Genomic DNA, 17,787 nt, shown 5'->3' with positions numbered 1-17,787 from the left:
CCTCGTCACTCACGCGCCCGGCCCCCTCTGGTCCTCGGGACCGCCCTGCGGCAGGGTCCGGGGAGTGCTCAACTGCTCGGCGGCGGCGTGCTGGTAGCGCAGCACCGCCTGTTCCGCGACGCGCAGGTCGCAGGGCGCGCTCCACAGCATGCGGCGCGCCGCGTCGTACCGCTCGATGAGGAACGGGTCCTCCGCGAGGCCGTGCCGGGCGACCTTCGCCTTGTACGCGTCGAGCCGCCCGCGCAGCTCCGCGCGGACCGCCAGCGGCTGGGTGACCGCCGTCAACGACTCGCGGGCGCGCAGCAGTTCGTCCTCCGCCTTCTGCTCCAGGGACTCCAGGAGCGGCGAAAGGCGGTGCCACTGGGCGTGTCTGCGGTACTCGGCGGCCGTCGACAGCTGCTCCTGGAGCACGGTCGGCGGTCCGCTGACGACCGGCACCTCCGTGGCCGCGATCTTCGCGAGGACCTCACCGCGCGCGGTGCGCGCCTCGGCGAGCGTGCGGTCCGCGCGCGAGAGCACGTCCCGCAGCTTCACCAGCCGCGCCTCCGCGTCCTGCCGGACGGTCAGTACGGCGTCGATCTCCCGCCGTACCTCCTCCAGTGCGCGCGCCTCCCGGTCGTAGACCGTGGTGTCCGGTCGACCGCCGCCGGGTGCCGAACTGCCCTGCGCCCGCACCCAGAAGGCCAGCGGGTCGGAGATGACCCGCTCGCGCAGCTCGGTCAGGGTGGTGGTGATGCGCTCCAGGTCGTCGCCCGCCGGGTGCTCGCCCGGGCGGACGCCGACGGAGTGGGCGAGCTGCCGGGTGCGCTGCAACTCCGCGGCCAGTAAATCGATCCGGGCGGGCAGCGCGGACCACACCGCGTCCGAGGTGACGACCATGTCGAGAGAGGTCGCGTACAGGTCGTTCATCTCGTCGACCAGCGCGCTCAGCGAGAACTGGTGGCTGAGCTTGCTCGAACCGCCCGTCAGCGTCGGGGCGTTGGCGGTCGCCGTGGTCGATCCGGCGACCGTCACGGACTCGCCGCGCAGCAGCTCGGTCAGCTCGACCAGGTCCTCACGGTTGGACCAGCGGCGCCGGGAACGGATGCTCTGGGCGGCGTGGAACGCGTCCGTGTACGCGTCGAAGTACGCCCACAGCAGCGTGATCGACGCGTCGGTGGTCGCCCAGCGCTCCTTGGTCGTGCCGGTCAGCTCGGCGCCTTCGAGGAGTCTGCGGCCCGCGTGGTCCTGGAGGGCGAGGAGCGAGGTCTCGATGGCCTCGTGCTCCGCGCCGAGCCGCGCCAGCGCACGGTCCACCTCGTCCCGGTCCATTACCGGCCCGGGGGGTCCCGTGACGCCCATCGATCACCTCTCGCTGCGTTGTGTTCCGTCGGTGGTCCGTGTCCGTGTCCGTGCCGTTCGGTTGTTGACGGTCCGTCACTTGTACTTCGGTACAGGTGGGTTGGCGGACTTCGAGTCGGCGTGCAGGGTGGGCAGCAGCCATTTCGTGTACGACGCCTGCCAGCCGTCGGGGCTGGTGCGGTAGGTCTCCAGTATTCGGTTGACCCGGCGTACCAGATCGGTGGCCTTCAGATTCATCGCCACGCCGTAGTACTCGGTGGTGAAGGAGCCGCCCTTCAGCTCCACCGTCGGGTCCTGCGCGGCCTGGCTGGCGGCGAGCGCGCCGTCGGTCACCACCGCGTCGGCCTCGCCGAGTTGGAGCTTCACCAGACAGTCCAGCTGGTTGGGGACGGGGTCCATGATCTTGACGCTGGCGGGGATCTTGTGGCCCTTGTCGGCGTTCAGACGGTCGTTCGCCGTGGAGGAGTCCGCCGAGCAGACCCGCTTGTTCGCGAGGGTGTCGTTGTAGCCAGTGATCGACGACACCTTCGGGGCGAGGACCTGCTGACCGGTGACGAAGTACGGGGCGGAGAAGGCGACTTGCTCGGCGCGTTTGCAGGTGATCGTCATGGTGCGGACGACCATGTCGACGCGGTTGTTCTGGATCGCCGGGATGCGCTCGTTGGTCGGGATGGCCAGGAACTGGATGCTGTTGTCGTTGTAGGAGCTGCCGAAGATGTTCTTGGCGATGGCCGTGACGACGTCGATGTCGAAACCCGCCAGGTCGCCCTTGGCGCTGTTCGGGTCGCGGTAGCCCCAGCGGTAGCTGTTCTGGTCGACGCCCACCCGCAGGACACCGCGCTCCTTGATGGCGTCGATCGTGGTGCCCCCGGCGTCCGAGGGGGACGGGCTCTGGTCCTGGACGGTGCTGTCGTCGCACTTGGCGGCCTTGGCCTGGATGCCCTGGGCCGTGCGCTGTCCGCCGACGTCGGCGCCGGTCTCGCCGCGCGACTGGGTGAGCGGCAGCAGCAGGACGAACGCGACCGCGAGGACGCAGACGGCCGCCATCGCACCCACCCCGCCCCAGCCCCGCAGGCTGATCCGCAGGCGCCGTACGGCCCTCAGGCGGCGAAGAACGTCACTGCGTGCTCGCATGGTCACGCCCCCTTTCACCGGTACTCCGACAGCCTGCGCCCGATGCCCAGCACGGCGCCGGCCGCACCGAGCACGGCGAGCACCGCGGCGCCCACGGTGAGGCCGGTCATGGCGTCCAGGCCGTCACCCGCGGACCGCTGGAACTCCTTGGTCTCGTGGTCCAGCGCCGTCTCCAGCGAGGCGTCCACGGCCTGGAAGCACTCGGCCGTCGCACCGTCCTTGCCGATGACACCGTCGCGGGCCGCCTGGTAGTTGCCCGCGTCGTTGTCCGAACTGACCTGCTTGTGGCGGGAGATCCACACCGTCATGGAGCTGTTGGCGACCGCGACGGGCTTGCGGCCCGCGGAGTCGTCGGCGAGCGAGTCGGCCAGTTTCAGGCCCTTGCCCAGCGCGGCGATCTCCTGGTCGTAGCCCCAGTCGTAGGCGTCCATGACCGTGCCGTTCGCGAGTTCGTGGGTCTCGGCGCCGCGGCTGACCAGCGTCAGGTTCTCGTCGCTGCGGGCCTTCAGGGAGGCGATGCGGGCGTCGTGCAGCACGTTCAGCGACTTGACCCCGTGGTCGTAGGAGTCGTTGAGGCCCGCGCGGGCGACGGTGTGGCCGACGACCACCCAGAGCAGGACGACCGCGGTGGTGGCGGAGGCGGCGACCAGGCCGTGGTTCAACACCCGGTTGGTGCGCTGGTAGTTGCGCCGCTGGGCCCAGGCCAGTCCGCCGAGGGCGACGAGCCCGAGGGCGATCGCGAACCACGGGTACGGCGTCGCGTTCCCGTAGTCGGTGCTCAGCCGCGCGTTCTCGTTCTGGTAGAGCTTCTGGGCCTGCGGAAGCATCTTGTTCTGCATGGTGTCGTTCGCGGCGCGCAGATAGGCGCCGCCGACGGGGAAGCCCTGCCGGTTGTTGGCGCGGGCCGACTCGACCAACCCCTTGTACTCCGGCAGGAGTTCGTTGAGATCCGTGATGATGGCCGCGGACGACGAACCCGGGTCGGTGTTCGCGGCGGCCGTGACGAGCTTCGAGGCGGCCGTCCTGATGTCGTCCTCGTACTGCTTGCGGGTGCCCTGCGTCTCCTGCAACCCCGCCAGATACCCGGTGGCCGCCATCGTGTTGGCGTCCGCGAGCGAGCGGTAGATGTCCGCCGCGTCCGAGCTGAGCGGCTGGCTGTGGTGGAGCACGTCGCCGGCCGCCGTGGCCCGGCTGTCGGTCTGCCAGGCGGTGACGGCGCCGAACGCGACCACCAGCAGGGCCAGCAGCGCGCCGATGGCCCGCAGCCGCCCCGGTTCGGTGGTGGCGGCCGCGCGCAACTGGTCGACGCCCTCGGCCAGCGCCGTACGGCGCGCGGGTGCCGCGTCCGGCGCACGCCGGGGCGTGGGCGCCAGTCGGCCCGACTGTGCCGGCAACACCGGCATCGTGGGCACGCCCGCGCCCGGTGGCGCCGTACTGCTCTTCGGCGGTTGTGTCACCGCTGACCTCCCCCAGGGTCATCCCGTCGCCGCAAGTATCGCCGCCAGGACTGACATTCCGCACGGGCCTTCACTGGATCTTGATCGGATCGCAGCGTGATGACCGGATTTCCGGCACCACACAACGCCCCCCACCGCCCCCTTGTCCATGAATACGCCGTGGGAATCTGTTCGGTTCCCGGGTGTCAGTGCTCGTAGTACCCCCGCGCCCGCACATGCGCCTCGGCCGGAACACCCACGTGGTCGAGCCCCAGCAGCACCGAGCCGAGGACCGGCCGCGCGGTGACCACCGTCGCCACCGCCTTGGGCGCCCGCGCGGCCAGCAACTCCCTTATACGGTCGTCCAGTTGGGGATGCCGGGCGGCGAGGACGCTGCCGCCGAGCAGCACCGGCGCCTCCTCGTCGAGCAGATCGAGGCGGGTCAGCGCGACCGTCGCCATCGCCACCACCTCCTCCGCCATCCGGTCCACGATCGAACGGGCCACCGGGTCGCCGTCCGCCGCCGTCGCGAACAGCACCGGTGTCAACTCGTGCCGCCGCTCATTCGTGATCTGTTCGAGATGCAGCGCCTCGATGAGGCCGTACATCGAGTCCAGGCCGAAGTACGCCGGGAGCGTACGCGCCAGGGCCGTGGGGCCGCCCCGGCCGTCCTCGGCGCGGGCCGCGTGCCACAGGGCCTCCTCCGCCAGGCCCCAACCGCCGCCCCAGTCACCGGAGATACGGCCGAGCGCCGGGAAACGCGCGGTACGGCCGTCGGGCCGCATGCCGACGCAGTTGATGCCCGCCCCGCACACCACGGCCACCCCGCGCGGCTCGGGTATCCCGGCCCGCAGCACCGCGAACGTGTCGTTGCGCACCTCCACGCTCGTGCCCCACCTGCGCGCCCCCAGCGCGGCGGCCAACTGCTCCTCCTCCACGGGGAAGTCGGCGTTGGCGAGACAGGCCGACACATGCTGGACGCCGCTCACCCCCGCGTCCGCGAAGGCCCGGGCGACGGCTTCCGCCACGTTGTCCACCGCCGTCTCGATGCCCACGACGGGGGGCCGGAACCCGCCGCCGCGGGCCGTGGCGAGGATCTCCCCGTCGGCCGCCACGACCGCGACGTCGGTCTTGCTGTTGCCCGCGTCGACGGCGAGGACACTTGCGGTCAGGCCCACGCGAGGTGCTCCCGGTTGTGCGCGATCAACTGGTCGGTCAGGGCTTCGGCGTACTCGTACTGGCCGATCAGGGGATGCGAGAGCAGCGCCCGGAACACCCGGTCCCGGCCACCGCGCAGCGCGGCCTCCAGGGCGAGGTCCTCGTACGCGGTCACATTCGCCATCAACCCCGCGTACAGCGGGTCGACTTCGGCCACACCGAGCGGCGTCGCGCCCTTCGCGCCGACGGCCGCCTGCACCTCGATGACGGCGTCGTCCGGCAGGAACGGCAACGTGCCCTTGTTGTACGTGTTCACCACCTGGTAGGGACTCCCGCCCCCGCCGAGCAGCGAGGCGGCCAGATCCACGGCGGCCTCGGAGTAGTAGGCACCGCCGCGCTTGGCGAGCAGCGCGGGCTTCTCGTCGAGCGCCGGATCGGCGTACATCTTCAGCAACTCGCGTTCCATCTCCGCCACTTGGGAGGCCCGGGACGGCTTGGTCCGCAGCTCCCGTACGACCTCGTCGTGCGCGTAGAAGTACCGCAGGTAGTACGACGGCACGACGCCGAGCCGGTCGAGCAGCACCCGGGGCAGGCTCAGGTCGGCGGCGATGTCGTCGCCGAACTCGCCGAGCAGCTTGGGCAGGACGTTCTCGCCCTCCGGACCCCCGAGCCGCACACCGGTCTCCCAGGTGAGGTGGTTGAGGCCCACATGGTCGAGGTGCACATCGTTCGCGCTGACCCCGAGGAGTCCGGCGAACTTCCGCTGGAAACCGATCGCCACATTGCACAGCCCGACCGCCTTGTGGCCGGCCTGGAGCAGGGCGCGGGTCACGATCCCCACCGGGTTGGTGAAGTCGATGATCCAGGCGTTCGGGTTGGCGCGGCGGACCCGCTCCGCGATGTCGAGGACCACCGGTACGGTCCGCAGCGCCTTGGCGAGGCCGCCCGCGCCGGTCGTCTCCTGACCGACGCAGCCGCACTCCAGCGGCCAGGTCTCGTCCTGCTCGCGGGCCGCCTGCCCGCCGACGCGGAGCTGGAGCAGCACCGCGTCGGCGCCCTCGACGCCGGCGTCCAGGTCGGACGTCGTGACGATCTTCCCGGGGTGCCCCTGCTTGGCGAAGATCCGGCGGGCCAACCCGCCCACCAGCTCCAGGCGTTCGGGCGCCGGGTCGACGAGGACCAGTTCCTCGACGGGCAGGGTGTCCCTCAACCGGGCGAAACCGTCGATGAGTTCGGGTGTGTAGGTCGAGCCTCCGCCGACCACGGCCAGTTTCATTGGTGGTTAACCCTTCACTCCGGTGAGCGTGACACCCTCGACGAACGCCTTCTGCGCGAAGAAGAACACGAGGATCACGGGGGCCATGACCAGCACGGTCGCGGCCATGGTGAGATTCCAGTCGGTGTGGTGCGCGCCCTTGAACGACTCCAGGCCGTAACTCAGCGTCCAGGCACCGGGGTTCTCGGACGCGTAGATCTGCGGCCCGAAGTAGTCGTTCCAGGCGTAGAAGAACTGGAAGAGCGCGACGGCCGCGATCCCCGGCTTGGCCATCGGCAGCACGACCCGCAGCAGCGTCTTGAACTCGCCGCAGCCGTCGACCTTCGCCGCGTCCAGGTACTCGTTCGGGATCGTCATCAGGAACTGGCGAAGGAGGAAGATCGAGAACGCGTCCCCGAACGCCATCGGGATGATCAGCGGCCACAGGGTGCCCGAGAGGTCCAACTGCTTGGCCCAGAACAGGTACATGGGGATGATCACGACCTGCGGCGGCAGCATCATCATCGAGATGACCAGCATCAGCGACAGATTCCGGCCCCGGAAGCGGAACTTGGCGAGCGCGTACGCCACCGGGATCGAGGACACGACGGTCAGGACGGTGCCGAGACCGGCGTAGATCAGCGTGTTCTTCCACCAGGTGAGGAAGCCCGGGGTGTCGAAGACCTTCTTGTAGTTGCCCCACTCCCAGGTGTGCGGGATCAGGTCCCGGCTGAGGGCCTGGCTGTCGCTCATCAGCGAGGTCAGGAACACGAAGACGAAGGGCAGCGTGAAGAAGAGCGCGGCGGCGACGCCCAGCGAGTGGATCGCGATCCACTCGATGAACGCCTTGCGGCGGGCGGTGCGCTCCGCGGGGGTCACCGGCGCCCTCAACTCCACGGGCTTGTCCAGTACTTGGGCCATGGTCAGTCACCTGCCAGGTTGAGTCCGCCACGGCGCCGCATCAGGAACGCGGTGAACACCATCGACAGGGCGAACAGGACGAGTGCCACCACGCAGGCCGAGCCGTAGTCGAAGCGCTGGAAGCCGAGGTTGTAGACGAGCTGGGGAAGGGTGAGCGTGGATTTCTCCGGGTAGCCGGGCTCGAACTGAGTGCCCGCGCCCTGGATCACGCCGGACGCGACCTTCCCGGCGATGAGTGGCTGTGTGTAGTACTGCATGGTCTGGATCACGCCGGTGACCACCGCGAACATCACGATGGGTGAGATGTTCGGCAGCGTGACGAACCGGAACCGCTGCCAGGCCGACGCGCCGTCCAACTCGGCCGCCTCGTACTGCTCTCGGGGTACGTCGAGCAGCGCGGCCATGAAGATGACCATGAGGTCGCCGATGCCCCAGAGGGCGAGCAGGGTGAGCGCGGGCTTGGACCAGGCGGGGTCGTTGAACCAGCCCGGGGCCGGGATGCCGACCTTCTCCAGGATCGAATTGACGGGCCCGGTACCGGGGTTGAGGAGGAACGCGAACGCCATCGTCGCCGCGACCGGCGGGGCGAGGTACGGCAGGTAGAAGAGGGTCCGGAAGACGCCGGTCGCCGTCTTGATCTTGGTGATCAACAGGCCGACGCCCAGGCCGAATACAACCCGGAGGCTGACCATCACCACGACCAGCCACAGGGTGTTGCGCATCGCGGGCCAGAAGTACGGATAGTTCTTGAAGACGTACGTCCAGTTCTTCGTCCCCACCCACGTCGGCGGCTTGAAGCCGTCGTAGTGCATGAACGAGAAATAGACCGTCGAGATCAGCGGATACGCGAAGAAGACCGCGAAGCCGATCAGCCAGGGCGACATGAAGGCGAGAGTGCGAAGCGCCGACCGGCGGCGCTTCGACGCCAACGTAATGGTGCTCATTCCGGGGCTACTTCGCCTGCGCGATGTCGGTGTCGATCTGCTTGGCGGTGCTCTTCAAGGCGGAGTCCAGGTCCTTCACCTTGCCGCTCTCGTAGTCGTATCCGAGGTTCTGGATCGTCGTCAGATACACACCGCCGTTGATCGAGGCGGGACTTGTCGTCGAGTACTGGTTCGACGCGATGTCCAGGAAGGTCTTGAAGCGCGGGTCGTACTTCAGCTTCGGGGACTTGAGGGCGGCCAGCGTGGAGGGCACGTTGTGGATGCCGTTGGAGAAGTTCACCACCGCGTCCGTGTCCGTGGTGATGTACTTGACGAACTCCCAAGCGGCGTTCTGCTTCTTGCTGTTGGCGGCTATGCCGGTGATCGTGCCGGTGATGTAGCCCTTGCCGTACTGGGCGGCCTGGTCGTCCGGGACGGGCAGCGGGGCAACTCCGATGTCCAGCTTGGGATTTGCCGCCAGCGCCATCCCGAGCCGCCATTCACCGTCGAGCTGCATCGCGACCTGGCCGGTGTGGAAGGGGTGCTTGTCGCCCCACTCGTCGCCGAGCGTGGAGCGGTAGCTCTCCAGCTTCTTGAATCCGCCGAGTTCGTCGACGAGCTTCTTCTGGAGCGTGAACCCGGCCTTGAACGCGGGGTCGGTGGCGAGCGCCGAGTTTCCGCTCTTGTCGAAGTACGTCGGCGAGAACTGAGCGAAGATGTGCTCGGTCGTGGTCTCCCAGCCGTGGTAGTCCGGCATGAACCCGAGCTGCGAGTACGTGTCGCCCTTGCTGATGGTCAACTTCTTCGCGTCGGCCTCGAATTCGGACCAGGTCTTGGGCGGGCTGGTGATGCCGGCCTTCTTGAACTCCGTCTTGTTGTAGTAGAGGCCGTACGCGTCGCCCAGCAGGGGAGCGGTGCAGCGGTTGCCGTCGAACTGGGTGTACTCGTTCATCGCCTTGGGGAACGTGGTCTCCGGGTCGATGCCGTCCTTCTTGAAGAAGGGGTTGAGATCGACCAGGGCGCCCGAGGAACAGAACTTGCCCACGTTGTTGGTGGTGAACGACGAGATCACGTCGGGGGACTTGCCGCCGCCGGTGCGCAGCGCCTGGTTGATCTTGTCGTCCGTCATGTTGCCGACGACGTTCACATGGATGTTGGGGTGCGCCTTCTCGAACCCGGCGACCAGCGACTTCACGGCGCTCAGCTCGGAGGCCGCGCTCCAGGCGTGCCAGAAGTTGATCGTGACGTCCTTCGAGGCGTCGTCGGAGGCACCGGACGAGGACTGCCCCGTACAGGCGGTGGCGAGCAGGGCGAAGGAGGCGGTGGCGGCGAGCGCGACAGCCGCTTTCCGGGATGTTACGGACATCTTCCGGGGTGTTCCGGGCATGGCGAGGTCTCCCAAGGGCGGGGCGGGGCGAGGTGGTTGGGGAAGCCGAGGGGGGTGGGTAGAGGTGGGCCGACGGGGGTCTGGGGGAACCGGAGCCGGCCGGTGGGGTCAGCGCGAGGTGTCGAAGACCTCGTCGCGGGTCGTTGCCAGCGCGCTTTCCAACGCGCCGCGCAGCACGGGCTGTTCATGGACGTCGCCGACGACGAGCCGGGGCCGGGACGCCGCCAGCTCCTCCAACTCGGCCTGGACGAGGGCACGTAGGGGCTCGCCGCCCGCGGTCAGCGAGGCACCGCTGAGGACGACGAGTTCGGGGTCGAGCACGGAGACGAGCGAGGCGAGACCGGTCGCGAGGTGGGTCGCGTAGATCTCCAGGAGCCGCCGCCGGGGTCCGGTGGTGTGGTCGGCGGCGGTGGCGACGAGGGCGGCGGCGACCTCGGCGTAGGGACCCGTCGGAATCTCGGTGATGCCGAGTTCGCGGGCGAGTTGGGGCAGGGCCTGGGAGCCCGCCAGTGCCTGGTAACCACCGCTGTTGGCCTTGGTCACCTGGCGGACCAGGGGTGCGCCCGGCACGGGCAGGAAGCCGACCTCGCCCGCGCCGCCGGTCCAGCCGCGGTGCAGTCGGCCGCCGAGGACCAGGGCGGCGCCGAGACCGCCCTCGTTCCACAGCAGCACGAAGTCGCCGTGCCCGCGGGCCGCGCCGAGCCGCTGCTCGGCTATGGCGACGAGGTTGACGTCGTTCTCGTACTCCACCGGCATCGGCAGCGCGGCGGCGAGTTCGTCGAGCAGGGCGGGGGAGTGCCAGCCCGGCAGGTGCGAGGCGTACCGCAGCCGCCCGGTGTTGGGGTCGAAGGCGCCGGGGGTCCCGATGACGAGGCGGTGGATGTCGCCCCGCGCGAGCCCGGCGGCTTTCACCGCGCCGTCGAGGGCGTCCGTCACCTGCCGCACGACGGGCTGGGCGGGCCGTCGGCCGGGGGTGGCGAGCTCGAACTCGCCCACCGTGCGGCCGGTGACATCGGCGACGGCGGCGCGGATGCGCTCCGGCGTGACGTCGAGCCCGGCGGCGTACGCGGCGCCCGGATTGACCACGTAGAGCTGGGCGTTGGGGCCCGGCCGTCCCTCACTGGTCCCTGTGGCGAGGACGAGCCCGGCTGCTTCCAGCCGGGCGAGCAGCTGGGAGGCGGTCGGCTTGGAGAGTCCGGTGAGCTTGCCGATCCGGGTGCGGGAGAGCGGGCCGTGCTCCAGGAGGAGGTCCAGGGCGGCGCGGTCGTTCATGGCGCGCAGGACGCGGGGGGTGCCCGGGGTACCCGTGCCCGGGGTACCGGAGGTTCCTGCCATGTCGACGCCACCTGCCTCTCGAACTCTCGAACCACCCAGCGTGTCACGTGATCACTGTTAGGAAAGTTTCCTATTGGGTGGGAGGAACGTAAGCCCGGGACGAAGGGGGCGTCAATAGACACCGCCCCCGAGGCAACAGACTCGTTACCTGCGGGGGCGGTGGGTGAAGGTACTGGTGCTTCTTCTTGTCCTACTGAACGTCGATGTAGTCACCGGCGGCGGTGGCCGCGCCGGTGGTGGCGGTGCCGGCGAAGACGTAGCGGAAGTAACCGTCCTTGGTCGCCTTCACGGTCGTCTTCAGCGCGCCACCCTTGGTGGTGGTGACCGTCTTCACGGTGGTGTAGGTGCTCGAACCCTTCGCCCGGAACTGCAACTTGGCGGGTTGGGACACGTAACCGGTGTAGACCTCGTTCTCCCAGTCGGCGCGCGTCAGCTTGCCGGTGACCGTGATGGTCTTCCCCTTCTTCACGGGCTCGGGCGAGGCGTTGGCGCTGAGCTTCGCCGCCCGCTGCACCTTGACCTTCCCCTTGCCGCCCCAGGCCGCGAAGTCGCTCGACGTGCTGATCTTGTCGTCGGAGTCGTCCGCGTCGATGTCTATGTGGCCGTAGAAACCGCCGACGTTCCAGGTGGTCGCGTCTGCGGCCTCGTACAGACTCTCCTCCGGATCGATCGTGATCGTGTCGGAGCAGGACTCGGTGACGGTGGTGTCCGTCGTGGCCGTCGTCTTGCAGGTCGGCGCGAGGGTGCTCTCGATGTCGTTGTCCATGTCGGCGAGCCGGCCGCGGTAGAGCATGATCCCCGCGAACGTCGTCTTGCCGTCGACGACCAGGTCCGTCGGCCGCGTCAGCGTGTACGTCACGGGCACCTTCACCGCGGCGGTGGTGCCGACGACGATCGCCTTCCCCTTGTTGACCGTCACACCCGAGAAGACCAGATCCGGCGTCGCGGCCTGCGCGAGCGGCGCGGCCAGACCGGTCAGGGCCAGGGCACCGCTCAGGGCGACACCGATGGCGAGCTTTCTCATTCTTGTCCCCACATTCGAAACCGACCCCTGGGCGTTGCGCTCCAGAACAAGGGCCCGTCGTGGGGCGACCTTAGGCATGAGGGGCCTGCGAGGGAAATGAGATCAACCTGTGAAGGTGATCGCATCACGGCTTCGTCACGATGGACAAAGGCGCAGGTGGGAGCGGGAGCTGGGGATTTGGCTGATCTGCCGCAATTGCGCGGCTTGTTGGACGCTTTTCGGCCGCGACGGCTCCACTCCCGAGGCCGATTCGTGATGGAACCGATCCACCCTGCCAGCCACCTCACAGAATCCTGACTTTTGATCAACGGCGTTTGCGGGACAAGGGGAACGGCGAGAGGGGTGGTGCGGGCATGACCGTGTTGGCCGAGTACCGGCAGGAGGCGGGGCGCACGCCCGCCGTCAACGCCGTACGGGCGGTACGGGCCGCGTGGGCTGTAGCGGTACGCCCGTCCCTACGGCGACGAGCCCGCATGGCCGGTATCCCCCTCACCCCCGACGCCCTCGCCCGCCGCCAGACCCACCAACTCCGCGCGCTACGGCCCTCCGTGGGCTGGTCCGACCGAATGCGCACGGAACTGAAGGCGTCCGACCGGTCCGTCGTCACGGCGGAGAAGGGCCGCGAGGAACTGTGGTTTCACTGGCGCCCGAGCCTCCGCAGACACACGGTCTGGGGCTCCATCACTTTCGACGAGGCGTCGGGGACGGTGCTGCTCGACCTCCGCGAGGGGGCGGAGTACACGGGGGTTTCGGGGGTGCGGCGGGGGGCTTCCTTTGTGGCGTTGTGCCAGATGGCACGGGAGTTGGGGCTGATGGAGCCCGAGGACCGACGGGTCGCGGCCGGGGAACAGTCGTGGCCTTCGTGACCTTCGTCGAGGACGTCCTGCGGGGTCGGGCAACGCTTGACGACATCGACGCGTATCGGCAGAGGTGGGACGAGGCCGAGGAGGACGGTGTGGAGTACGTCATCGAGGCGCGCCGACAGGCCGGCCAGGATCTGCGTACGTATCTCGCGGCGCGCAAGGACATGAATCCGACGCTGGCGGAGCTGTGGAGTCTCGGAGAGCGGTATGCCGAGCAATGGCGGGTCTTCGAAGACGGGCGGTGCACGGGGATGCTCGGTGCTGGAGTGTTGCACTTCTGGCTGTCAGTGGAGTGTTGCGGTGAACTTCGCCCAGGTGGTGGGGGTCAGACGGAGGAGCGGGCCACCAGGGGTTTTGGAGTCGCGGACGGCTATCGTGCCGGGGATGTTTCGGGCGACTTCGAGGCATTCGCCGCTGCCACTGCTGTAGCTGGACTTCACGAAGTCGAAGCCGTTCGTCACTGCATGTCCTCGCTGATGCTCTCGATCAGGCCGAGCGAGTCCTTGGGGGCCAGGCTCAGCCGTGCCGTGCGTTCGAAGAACGAACTGTACGTCGAGCTTTCGGCGTCGTTCTCGACCCACACGGTAGCCGCGATGCTGTCGACGTGGACCACGTCCACCGCCTCGGTCTCGGCGAAGGAGATGATGTTGAACGAGCCTGCCATGCAGGCGTGGCCGCCGGCTCGGAAGGGCAGCACCTGGAGGCGGACATTGGGGAGTTGGGCCGTCTTCAACAGGTGCTGCAACTGTGCGCGCATCACCTCGGGGCCGCCGACCTGCTGTCGTAGCGCACCTTCTCCGATCACCGCGTAGACCTGAAGCGGCTCGGGCCCCGACAGGCGGGCCTGTCGCCTCATGCGGACGTCGACGAAACCCTCGATCTCGTCGGGGTCCTGCCACAGCCCCTCGCTGACCACCACGCCTCGCGCGTACTCGGGTGTCTGCAACAGGCCGGGTACGAAGGCCTGTTGCCAGGTCCGCACGCGGGTCGCCGCATCCTCCATCGCGATGTACTCCGCCATGGCCTCCGCCTGCGGCGAGTGCTGCCACCACCCCTTGGCCTTCCGGCGTTCACGGTCGAGCTTCGCCAACTCCAGTAGCCGGGCTACGGATTTGGACTCCGCCAGCCCGTAGAACTCGCACAGCACCCGGATGTCGGGGTCCCGCATCGGTACCCAGCCGCGCTCCATCTTCACGATCTTGGAGTTGGTCGCGCTGATGGTCTCGGCGGCCTGTTGCTGGGTTTTTCCAGCGGCGTCGCGCAGGCGCAGCAGCTCGCTACCGAGCTTGCGTCCCAGCACAGTTGACGCCCTGTTTCCCAGTTCAGCTGATCGGTTCACGGCCCAAGTGTCGCTCTGTCGCTGGCGTGAGTCGACGACTTTCGCCTCGTGGAGACAATTGTCTCCGAACGACTTGTGCCCGGGGCAAGTGGATCGCTACGGTCGGTGTTCGTCAGCTAACTCTGCGGCGCTCACGGTGAGCGGACCGCACACGGAGGTGCGCCATGACCGAACCCCCCACAGCCCGCGACACCGACACAGCCCCCGTCCCGCATGACGACCGTCTCGACTACACCCCCGTCACCCGCAGCGTCCCCCTCGCCCGTCGTCGCGCCGCACGGCTCGTCACCGAGTGGGGACACCCCGCCCTCGCCGGTGATGTCGCCCTCGTCGTATCGGAGTTGATGAGCAACGCGCTGCTGCACGGCAGCCTGCGGGACCGTCTCATCCGGGTACGGATCACGGACACCGGTGTCGTTCTTCGCGTCGAGGTCAGTGACCCGCGCGGCGAACGCTTGCCGACTCCGCGCCCGGCAGGGGACACGGATCAGTTCGGGCGGGGATTACTGCTGGTCGGCGCCCTGTCCCACCACTGGGGGTGGGAGCCACGGTCCGTCGGCAAGACCGTGTACGCGGAGTGGGTGCTCGGCCCTGACCCCGCAGTGGGCAATCCGCTCGTGGGCGTGAGGGAGTGACGGGAATGGCGTTAGCGTGGGCACGTGCCACAAGGGCGCTCGGTGAGCGGAAGGGGCGGCCGATGACCATGCCGTACGCGGAGGGGGACGCTCCGTTGATCCCCCGTCCCGACCTCACGCTCGCTGCACTTCGGCAGGCCGTGGCCACCGTCGTCCCCTCTCGCCTCCCGGAGTTCTTCGAGGACGTGCAGAAGGCGTTCGTACGGGCCGGCGACGAGGACAGCGTCGTACCGATCCGCATGTTCTACCGGGAGTGGGGTGTGATCGTCGAGATCGAACGCCACCCGGAGACCGCGCGCCGACTGCACGCCGCCGAGCAGGCGATCAACAGCGCCGACCCCGCCGTACGCGACCGTGCCGTACGCGAGGCCGGGGAGATCGTCCGCGCCGCGCACCGCGAGGTCGCGGGTGGCTGACTTGCGCTGGGAGCTGTTCCAGGACGACATGCTGGACGGACTCCCGGACGCGGCCCGCGCCGAGACGGAGCGGCTGGCCAACGAGATCGCCGTACGTGAGTCCATGGTCTTTCTGGAGGGCGCCGCCTATACCGGGCCCGGCCCCGGGGTGCGCACCGAGAGTCGTGGGTTGCTTATGCTCACCTATCTCACAGATGTGCGTGGGGAGCGGATCGTGTTGGTCCAGGTGAGCTGGTTCGGATAGTGCTTCACCGGCCACGCGGCGGCGATGAGCGGGGGCATGGTGAGCGAGCAGTCCTGGTACGGCGTCCGGTGTGTGTTCCGCGATCACGAATTCGGCGTCTACGAAGAGCGGGTGACCCTGTGGTGGGCCGCGTCGTTCGACGAGGCGATCGAGCGGGGGGAGTCGGAGGCGCGTGAGTACTGCGCCGACCTCGACAGCGTCGAGTACACCGAATTCGCCGAGGCGTACCAGATGTACGACGAGCCGGGGGAAGGCGCCGAGGTCTTCTCCCTCATGAGGGAGAGCGAGTTGCCGGTCGGCGAGTATGTGGAGCGGTTCTTCGATACGGGAGCCGAGCGGAGAGGGCGGGCGCGGCCGGCCGCCGGACAGGGGGAGGTCCAATGAAGGGTTCGCGTGCCTGGCTCGCGGTGCTGGTGTGTGGCCTTGTGCCCGTCGCCGCGGGTTGTACCGCGGACGGCGCCGGTCGGGCCGGGGGTTCCGCGGGGGCGTCCGTCACCGCGTCCGCGTCTCCCTCCTGTGCCCGAGGGGCCATCCACTGGGGCCGGGTGACGAAGGAGACGGAGCTGCTCGGGGTCTCCCCGGTGATCGAGGTCGCCAAGACCGACGGGAAGGTCCGGTTCCCCCTCGATCCCGTCCGCTCCGTGGCATCCCGGGTCGAGGTGAGTGACGCGACCGTGAGCGCCCGTCGTGTCTTCGCGGCTCTCGCACGGCGTCTGGACGTCGACGCCTCGGTCCTTCGGAGTACGACCTCCGAGGCCGTGAGGAAAGGCGTCGAAGTCGACTTCCTCGGAGGGGCGGGACGCTTCGTCGAGGCCGCCGGCGCCCAGGTCGTCCGGGCCAGCTTCACCGTCGACTGCCCCGCCGCTCCTCCCGCTCGCGGCAGCGTGACGGGTTACTACAGCAGTAGCGGCGCCTCATTGCAGTGCGGTGTGGATCCCGGGAAGGAGGGCGGGAAACTGGCCTGGGTACAGGAGGCCTACGACATGACCTGCGGTCCCGCCCGACCCGCTACCGCGTCCCCGACCCCCGCGGCGAGGAAATAGGCGAAGTAGCCGCCACCTGAGGCGAGTCCGAGTTCGAGTACACCGAAGGCGCCGCCACCGACTCCGTAGGATCCGCCACATCGTCCATCGGGTCGGCCGTCGCCCCGCCCACGATCCGGATGTTCGCCTCGTCGAAGGCCCGCTTCACCCGCCACCGCAGCTCGCGCTCCACGCTCACCGACTTGCCCGGCATGGTCTTGGCGGAGAGGCGGACGACCATCGAGTCGATGAGGACGCTGTCGAGGCCGAGGACCTGGATCGGGCCCCAGAGCAGTTCGTTCCAGGGCTCTTCCTTGCTCATGCGTTCCGAGACCGCGTCCAGGGTCGCCTTCACTCGGTCCAGGTTCTCCGACGCGCGGACCGTGACGTCCACGCCCGCCGTGGCCCAGCCCTGGGAGAGGTTGCCGATGCGCTTGACCTCGCCGTTGCGGACGTACCAGATCTCGCCGTTGTCGCCGCGGAGTTTCGTCACGCGCAGGCCCACCTCTATGACCTCGCCGGAGGCCACCCCCGCGTCGATCTGGTCGCCCACGCCGTACTGGTCCTCCAGGATCATGAAGACGCCGGAGAGGAAGTCCGTGACCAGGTTGCGGGCGCCGAAACCGATCGCCACGCCCGCGACACCGGCGGAGGCGAGCAACGGCGCCAGGTTGATCTCGAACGTGCCCAGGATCATCAGCGCGGCCGTGCCCAGGATCACGAACGACGCCACCGAGCGGAGGACCGAGCCGATCGCCTGGGAGCGCTGGCGGCGGCGCTCCGCGTTGACGAGGAGGCCGCCCAGCGCCGTGCCGTCCACCGACTCGACCGTGCGGTTCATCCGGTCTATCAGCTTGGTGATCGCCCGCCGCACCGTCATTCTCAGCACCGCCGCGATCACCAGGATCAGCAGCACCCGCAGCCCGATCGCCAGCCAGGTGGACCAGTTCTGCTCGACCCAACTCGCTGCGTTGGTCGCGCTCTCCTGGGCGTCCTGGAGCGTGGGCACGGTCACCGTGGTCTCCGAGGGGCTCGGGGACGGCGACGGCGAGGCGGCGGCCAGTAGGACGGCGGACAAGGACACGGCAGGTACCTCCAGGTGCTGCGTCTGCCCCCGGCATGGTCCGGCACGGTCAAGGTCACGAATAGGTCACCGAGAAGGCAGGCCCACCACACTATCGGGGCAACGCGTGAGGATCGTTGCCGTCTCGGGGGGAGAGAACGTGCCTGGCCGGGAAAGAACAGGTGGGACGAACCAACGGCCGTCCCGGGGACGGATCACATGTGGTCGAAAACACTCCCAGCCCGTTACCGGGACATGGTGGCGCTTCCACCAGGCATGAGGGGAGACTGA

Annotated in this window: 19 protein-coding genes; 6 read left to right on the top strand and 13 right to left on the bottom strand. The window is 68.8% G+C overall.

The window, feature by feature from the left end; all coding sequences use genetic code 11:
• Window positions 1-9: 9 nt before the first annotated feature.
• The 10 genes from ACWIHT_RS34230 to ACWIHT_RS34185 form a co-directional block, all read right to left on the bottom strand.
• Entirely contained in the window at window positions 10-1,341 is a 1,332-nt protein-coding gene (locus tag ACWIHT_RS34230) for a hypothetical protein (protein WP_456172191.1), read from the bottom strand.
• A 75-nt stretch (window positions 1,342-1,416) separates the two neighbouring features.
• Window positions 1,417-2,475 carry a glutamate ABC transporter substrate-binding protein gene (locus ACWIHT_RS34225; protein WP_456172190.1) on the bottom strand — a complete coding sequence of 353 codons (1,059 nt, stop codon included), beginning with the start codon at window positions 2,473-2,475 and terminating at the stop codon, window positions 1,417-1,419.
• Window positions 2,476-2,489: 14 nt separating this feature from the next.
• Window positions 2,490-3,932 (bottom strand): hypothetical protein, encoded by a 1,443-nt coding sequence (locus tag ACWIHT_RS34220; protein WP_456172189.1) that lies wholly within the window; start codon window positions 3,930-3,932, stop codon window positions 2,490-2,492.
• Window positions 3,933-4,117: 185 nt separating this feature from the next.
• Entirely contained in the window at window positions 4,118-5,089 is a 972-nt protein-coding gene (locus ACWIHT_RS34215) for an N-acetylglucosamine kinase (protein WP_456172188.1), read from the bottom strand.
• Window positions 5,080-6,345 (bottom strand): 6-phospho-beta-glucosidase, encoded by a 1,266-nt coding sequence (locus ACWIHT_RS34210; RefSeq protein ID WP_456172187.1) that lies wholly within the window; start codon window positions 6,343-6,345, stop codon window positions 5,080-5,082. The genes ACWIHT_RS34215 and ACWIHT_RS34210 overlap by 10 nt, the downstream gene beginning before the upstream one ends.
• Window positions 6,346-6,351: 6 nt before the next feature.
• Window positions 6,352-7,245 (bottom strand): carbohydrate ABC transporter permease, encoded by an 894-nt coding sequence (locus ACWIHT_RS34205; RefSeq protein ID WP_456172186.1) that lies wholly within the window; start codon window positions 7,243-7,245, stop codon window positions 6,352-6,354.
• Between the two features lie 2 nt (window positions 7,246-7,247).
• Window positions 7,248-8,189 carry a carbohydrate ABC transporter permease gene (locus ACWIHT_RS34200; protein WP_456172185.1) on the bottom strand — a complete coding sequence of 314 codons (942 nt, stop codon included), beginning with the start codon at window positions 8,187-8,189 and terminating at the stop codon, window positions 7,248-7,250.
• A 7-nt stretch (window positions 8,190-8,196) separates the two neighbouring features.
• A complete protein-coding gene (locus ACWIHT_RS34195) occupies window positions 8,197-9,534 on the bottom strand; it encodes an ABC transporter substrate-binding protein (protein WP_456172184.1) in 1,338 nt (445 codons plus the stop codon).
• Window positions 9,535-9,663: 129 nt separating this feature from the next.
• Complete coding sequence (locus tag ACWIHT_RS34190) at window positions 9,664-10,890, bottom strand: ROK family transcriptional regulator (RefSeq protein ID WP_456172183.1); 1,227 nt, start codon at window positions 10,888-10,890, stop codon at window positions 9,664-9,666.
• Between the two features lie 190 nt (window positions 10,891-11,080).
• Window positions 11,081-11,914: a hypothetical protein gene (locus ACWIHT_RS34185; RefSeq protein ID WP_456172182.1), complete on the bottom strand. Its 834-nt coding sequence runs from the start codon at window positions 11,912-11,914 to the stop codon at window positions 11,081-11,083.
• A 353-nt stretch (window positions 11,915-12,267) separates the two neighbouring features.
• Between ACWIHT_RS34185 and ACWIHT_RS34180 the strand changes: the two genes are divergently transcribed.
• Complete coding sequence (locus ACWIHT_RS34180; RefSeq protein ID WP_456172181.1) at window positions 12,268-12,780, top strand: hypothetical protein; 513 nt, start codon at window positions 12,268-12,270, stop codon at window positions 12,778-12,780.
• A 281-nt stretch (window positions 12,781-13,061) separates the two neighbouring features.
• On the opposite strand, the gene ACWIHT_RS34175 is transcribed toward ACWIHT_RS34180, so the two are convergent.
• Window positions 13,062-13,238, bottom strand: coding sequence for a DUF397 domain-containing protein (locus ACWIHT_RS34175; RefSeq protein WP_456172180.1), 177 nt, complete (start codon window positions 13,236-13,238; stop codon window positions 13,062-13,064).
• Window positions 13,235-14,116: a helix-turn-helix domain-containing protein gene (locus ACWIHT_RS34170; RefSeq protein ID WP_456172179.1), complete on the bottom strand. Its 882-nt coding sequence runs from the start codon at window positions 14,114-14,116 to the stop codon at window positions 13,235-13,237. The genes ACWIHT_RS34175 and ACWIHT_RS34170 overlap by 4 nt, the downstream gene beginning before the upstream one ends.
• 164 nt (window positions 14,117-14,280) lie before the next feature.
• On the opposite strand from ACWIHT_RS34170, the gene ACWIHT_RS34165 reads away from it, so the two are divergent.
• The 5 genes from ACWIHT_RS34165 (at window position 14,281) to ACWIHT_RS34145 (ending at window position 16,454) form a co-directional block, all read left to right on the top strand.
• Window positions 14,281-14,751 carry an ATP-binding protein gene (locus ACWIHT_RS34165; RefSeq protein ID WP_456172178.1) on the top strand — a complete coding sequence of 157 codons (471 nt, stop codon included), beginning with the start codon at window positions 14,281-14,283 and terminating at the stop codon, window positions 14,749-14,751.
• A gap of 62 nt (window positions 14,752-14,813) precedes the next feature.
• Window positions 14,814-15,167, top strand: coding sequence for a hypothetical protein (locus tag ACWIHT_RS34160; RefSeq protein WP_456172177.1), 354 nt, complete (start codon window positions 14,814-14,816; stop codon window positions 15,165-15,167).
• Window positions 15,160-15,411: a hypothetical protein gene (locus ACWIHT_RS34155; RefSeq protein WP_456172176.1), complete on the top strand. Its 252-nt coding sequence runs from the start codon at window positions 15,160-15,162 to the stop codon at window positions 15,409-15,411. Before ACWIHT_RS34160 ends, ACWIHT_RS34155 begins: the two co-directional genes overlap by 8 nt.
• Window positions 15,412-15,447: 36 nt before the next feature.
• Window positions 15,448-15,795 (top strand): hypothetical protein, encoded by a 348-nt coding sequence (locus ACWIHT_RS34150; protein WP_456172175.1) that lies wholly within the window; start codon window positions 15,448-15,450, stop codon window positions 15,793-15,795.
• 161 nt (window positions 15,796-15,956) lie between these two features.
• Entirely contained in the window at window positions 15,957-16,454 is a 498-nt protein-coding gene (locus tag ACWIHT_RS34145) for a hypothetical protein (protein WP_456172174.1), read from the top strand.
• Here the strand turns inward: ACWIHT_RS34145 and ACWIHT_RS34140 are convergent.
• Window positions 16,420-17,517 carry a mechanosensitive ion channel family protein gene (locus tag ACWIHT_RS34140; protein WP_456172173.1) on the bottom strand — a complete coding sequence of 366 codons (1,098 nt, stop codon included), beginning with the start codon at window positions 17,515-17,517 and terminating at the stop codon, window positions 16,420-16,422. The two genes, ACWIHT_RS34145 and ACWIHT_RS34140, sit on opposite strands and share 35 nt — an antisense overlap.
• Window positions 17,518-17,787: the final 270 nt, after the last annotated feature.

Source organism: Streptomyces sp. NPDC002276 (assembly GCF_053891435.1).
Note: the sequence above shows the minus strand (reverse complement) of the source record. Positions and strands in the feature narration are given on the sequence as shown.

Excerpts from the sequence above, each read along its gene's own strand:
- ACWIHT_RS34230 (WP_456172191.1), bottom strand. The coding sequence starts at position 1,341 with ATGGGCGTCACGGGACCCCCCGGGCCGGTAATGGACCGGGACGAGGTG.
- ACWIHT_RS34225 (WP_456172190.1), bottom strand. The coding sequence starts at position 2,475 with ATGCGAGCACGCAGTGACGTTCTTCGCCGCCTGAGGGCCGTACGGCGC.
- ACWIHT_RS34210 (WP_456172187.1), bottom strand. The coding sequence starts at position 6,345 with ATGAAACTGGCCGTGGTCGGCGGAGGCTCGACCTACACACCCGAACTC.
- ACWIHT_RS34205 (WP_456172186.1), bottom strand. The coding sequence starts at position 7,245 with ATGGCCCAAGTACTGGACAAGCCCGTGGAGTTGAGGGCGCCGGTGACC.
- ACWIHT_RS34200 (WP_456172185.1), bottom strand. The coding sequence starts at position 8,189 with ATGAGCACCATTACGTTGGCGTCGAAGCGCCGCCGGTCGGCGCTTCGC.
- ACWIHT_RS34195 (WP_456172184.1), bottom strand. The coding sequence starts at position 9,534 with ATGTCCGTAACATCCCGGAAAGCGGCTGTCGCGCTCGCCGCCACCGCC.
- ACWIHT_RS34190 (WP_456172183.1), bottom strand. The coding sequence starts at position 10,890 with ATGGCAGGAACCTCCGGTACCCCGGGCACGGGTACCCCGGGCACCCCC.
- ACWIHT_RS34185 (WP_456172182.1), bottom strand. The coding sequence starts at position 11,914 with ATGAGAAAGCTCGCCATCGGTGTCGCCCTGAGCGGTGCCCTGGCCCTG.
- ACWIHT_RS34180 (WP_456172181.1), top strand. The coding sequence starts at position 12,268 with ATGACCGTGTTGGCCGAGTACCGGCAGGAGGCGGGGCGCACGCCCGCC.
- ACWIHT_RS34165 (WP_456172178.1), top strand. The coding sequence starts at position 14,281 with ATGACCGAACCCCCCACAGCCCGCGACACCGACACAGCCCCCGTCCCG.
- ACWIHT_RS34160 (WP_456172177.1), top strand. The coding sequence starts at position 14,814 with ATGACCATGCCGTACGCGGAGGGGGACGCTCCGTTGATCCCCCGTCCC.
- ACWIHT_RS34150 (WP_456172175.1), top strand. The coding sequence starts at position 15,448 with ATGGTGAGCGAGCAGTCCTGGTACGGCGTCCGGTGTGTGTTCCGCGAT.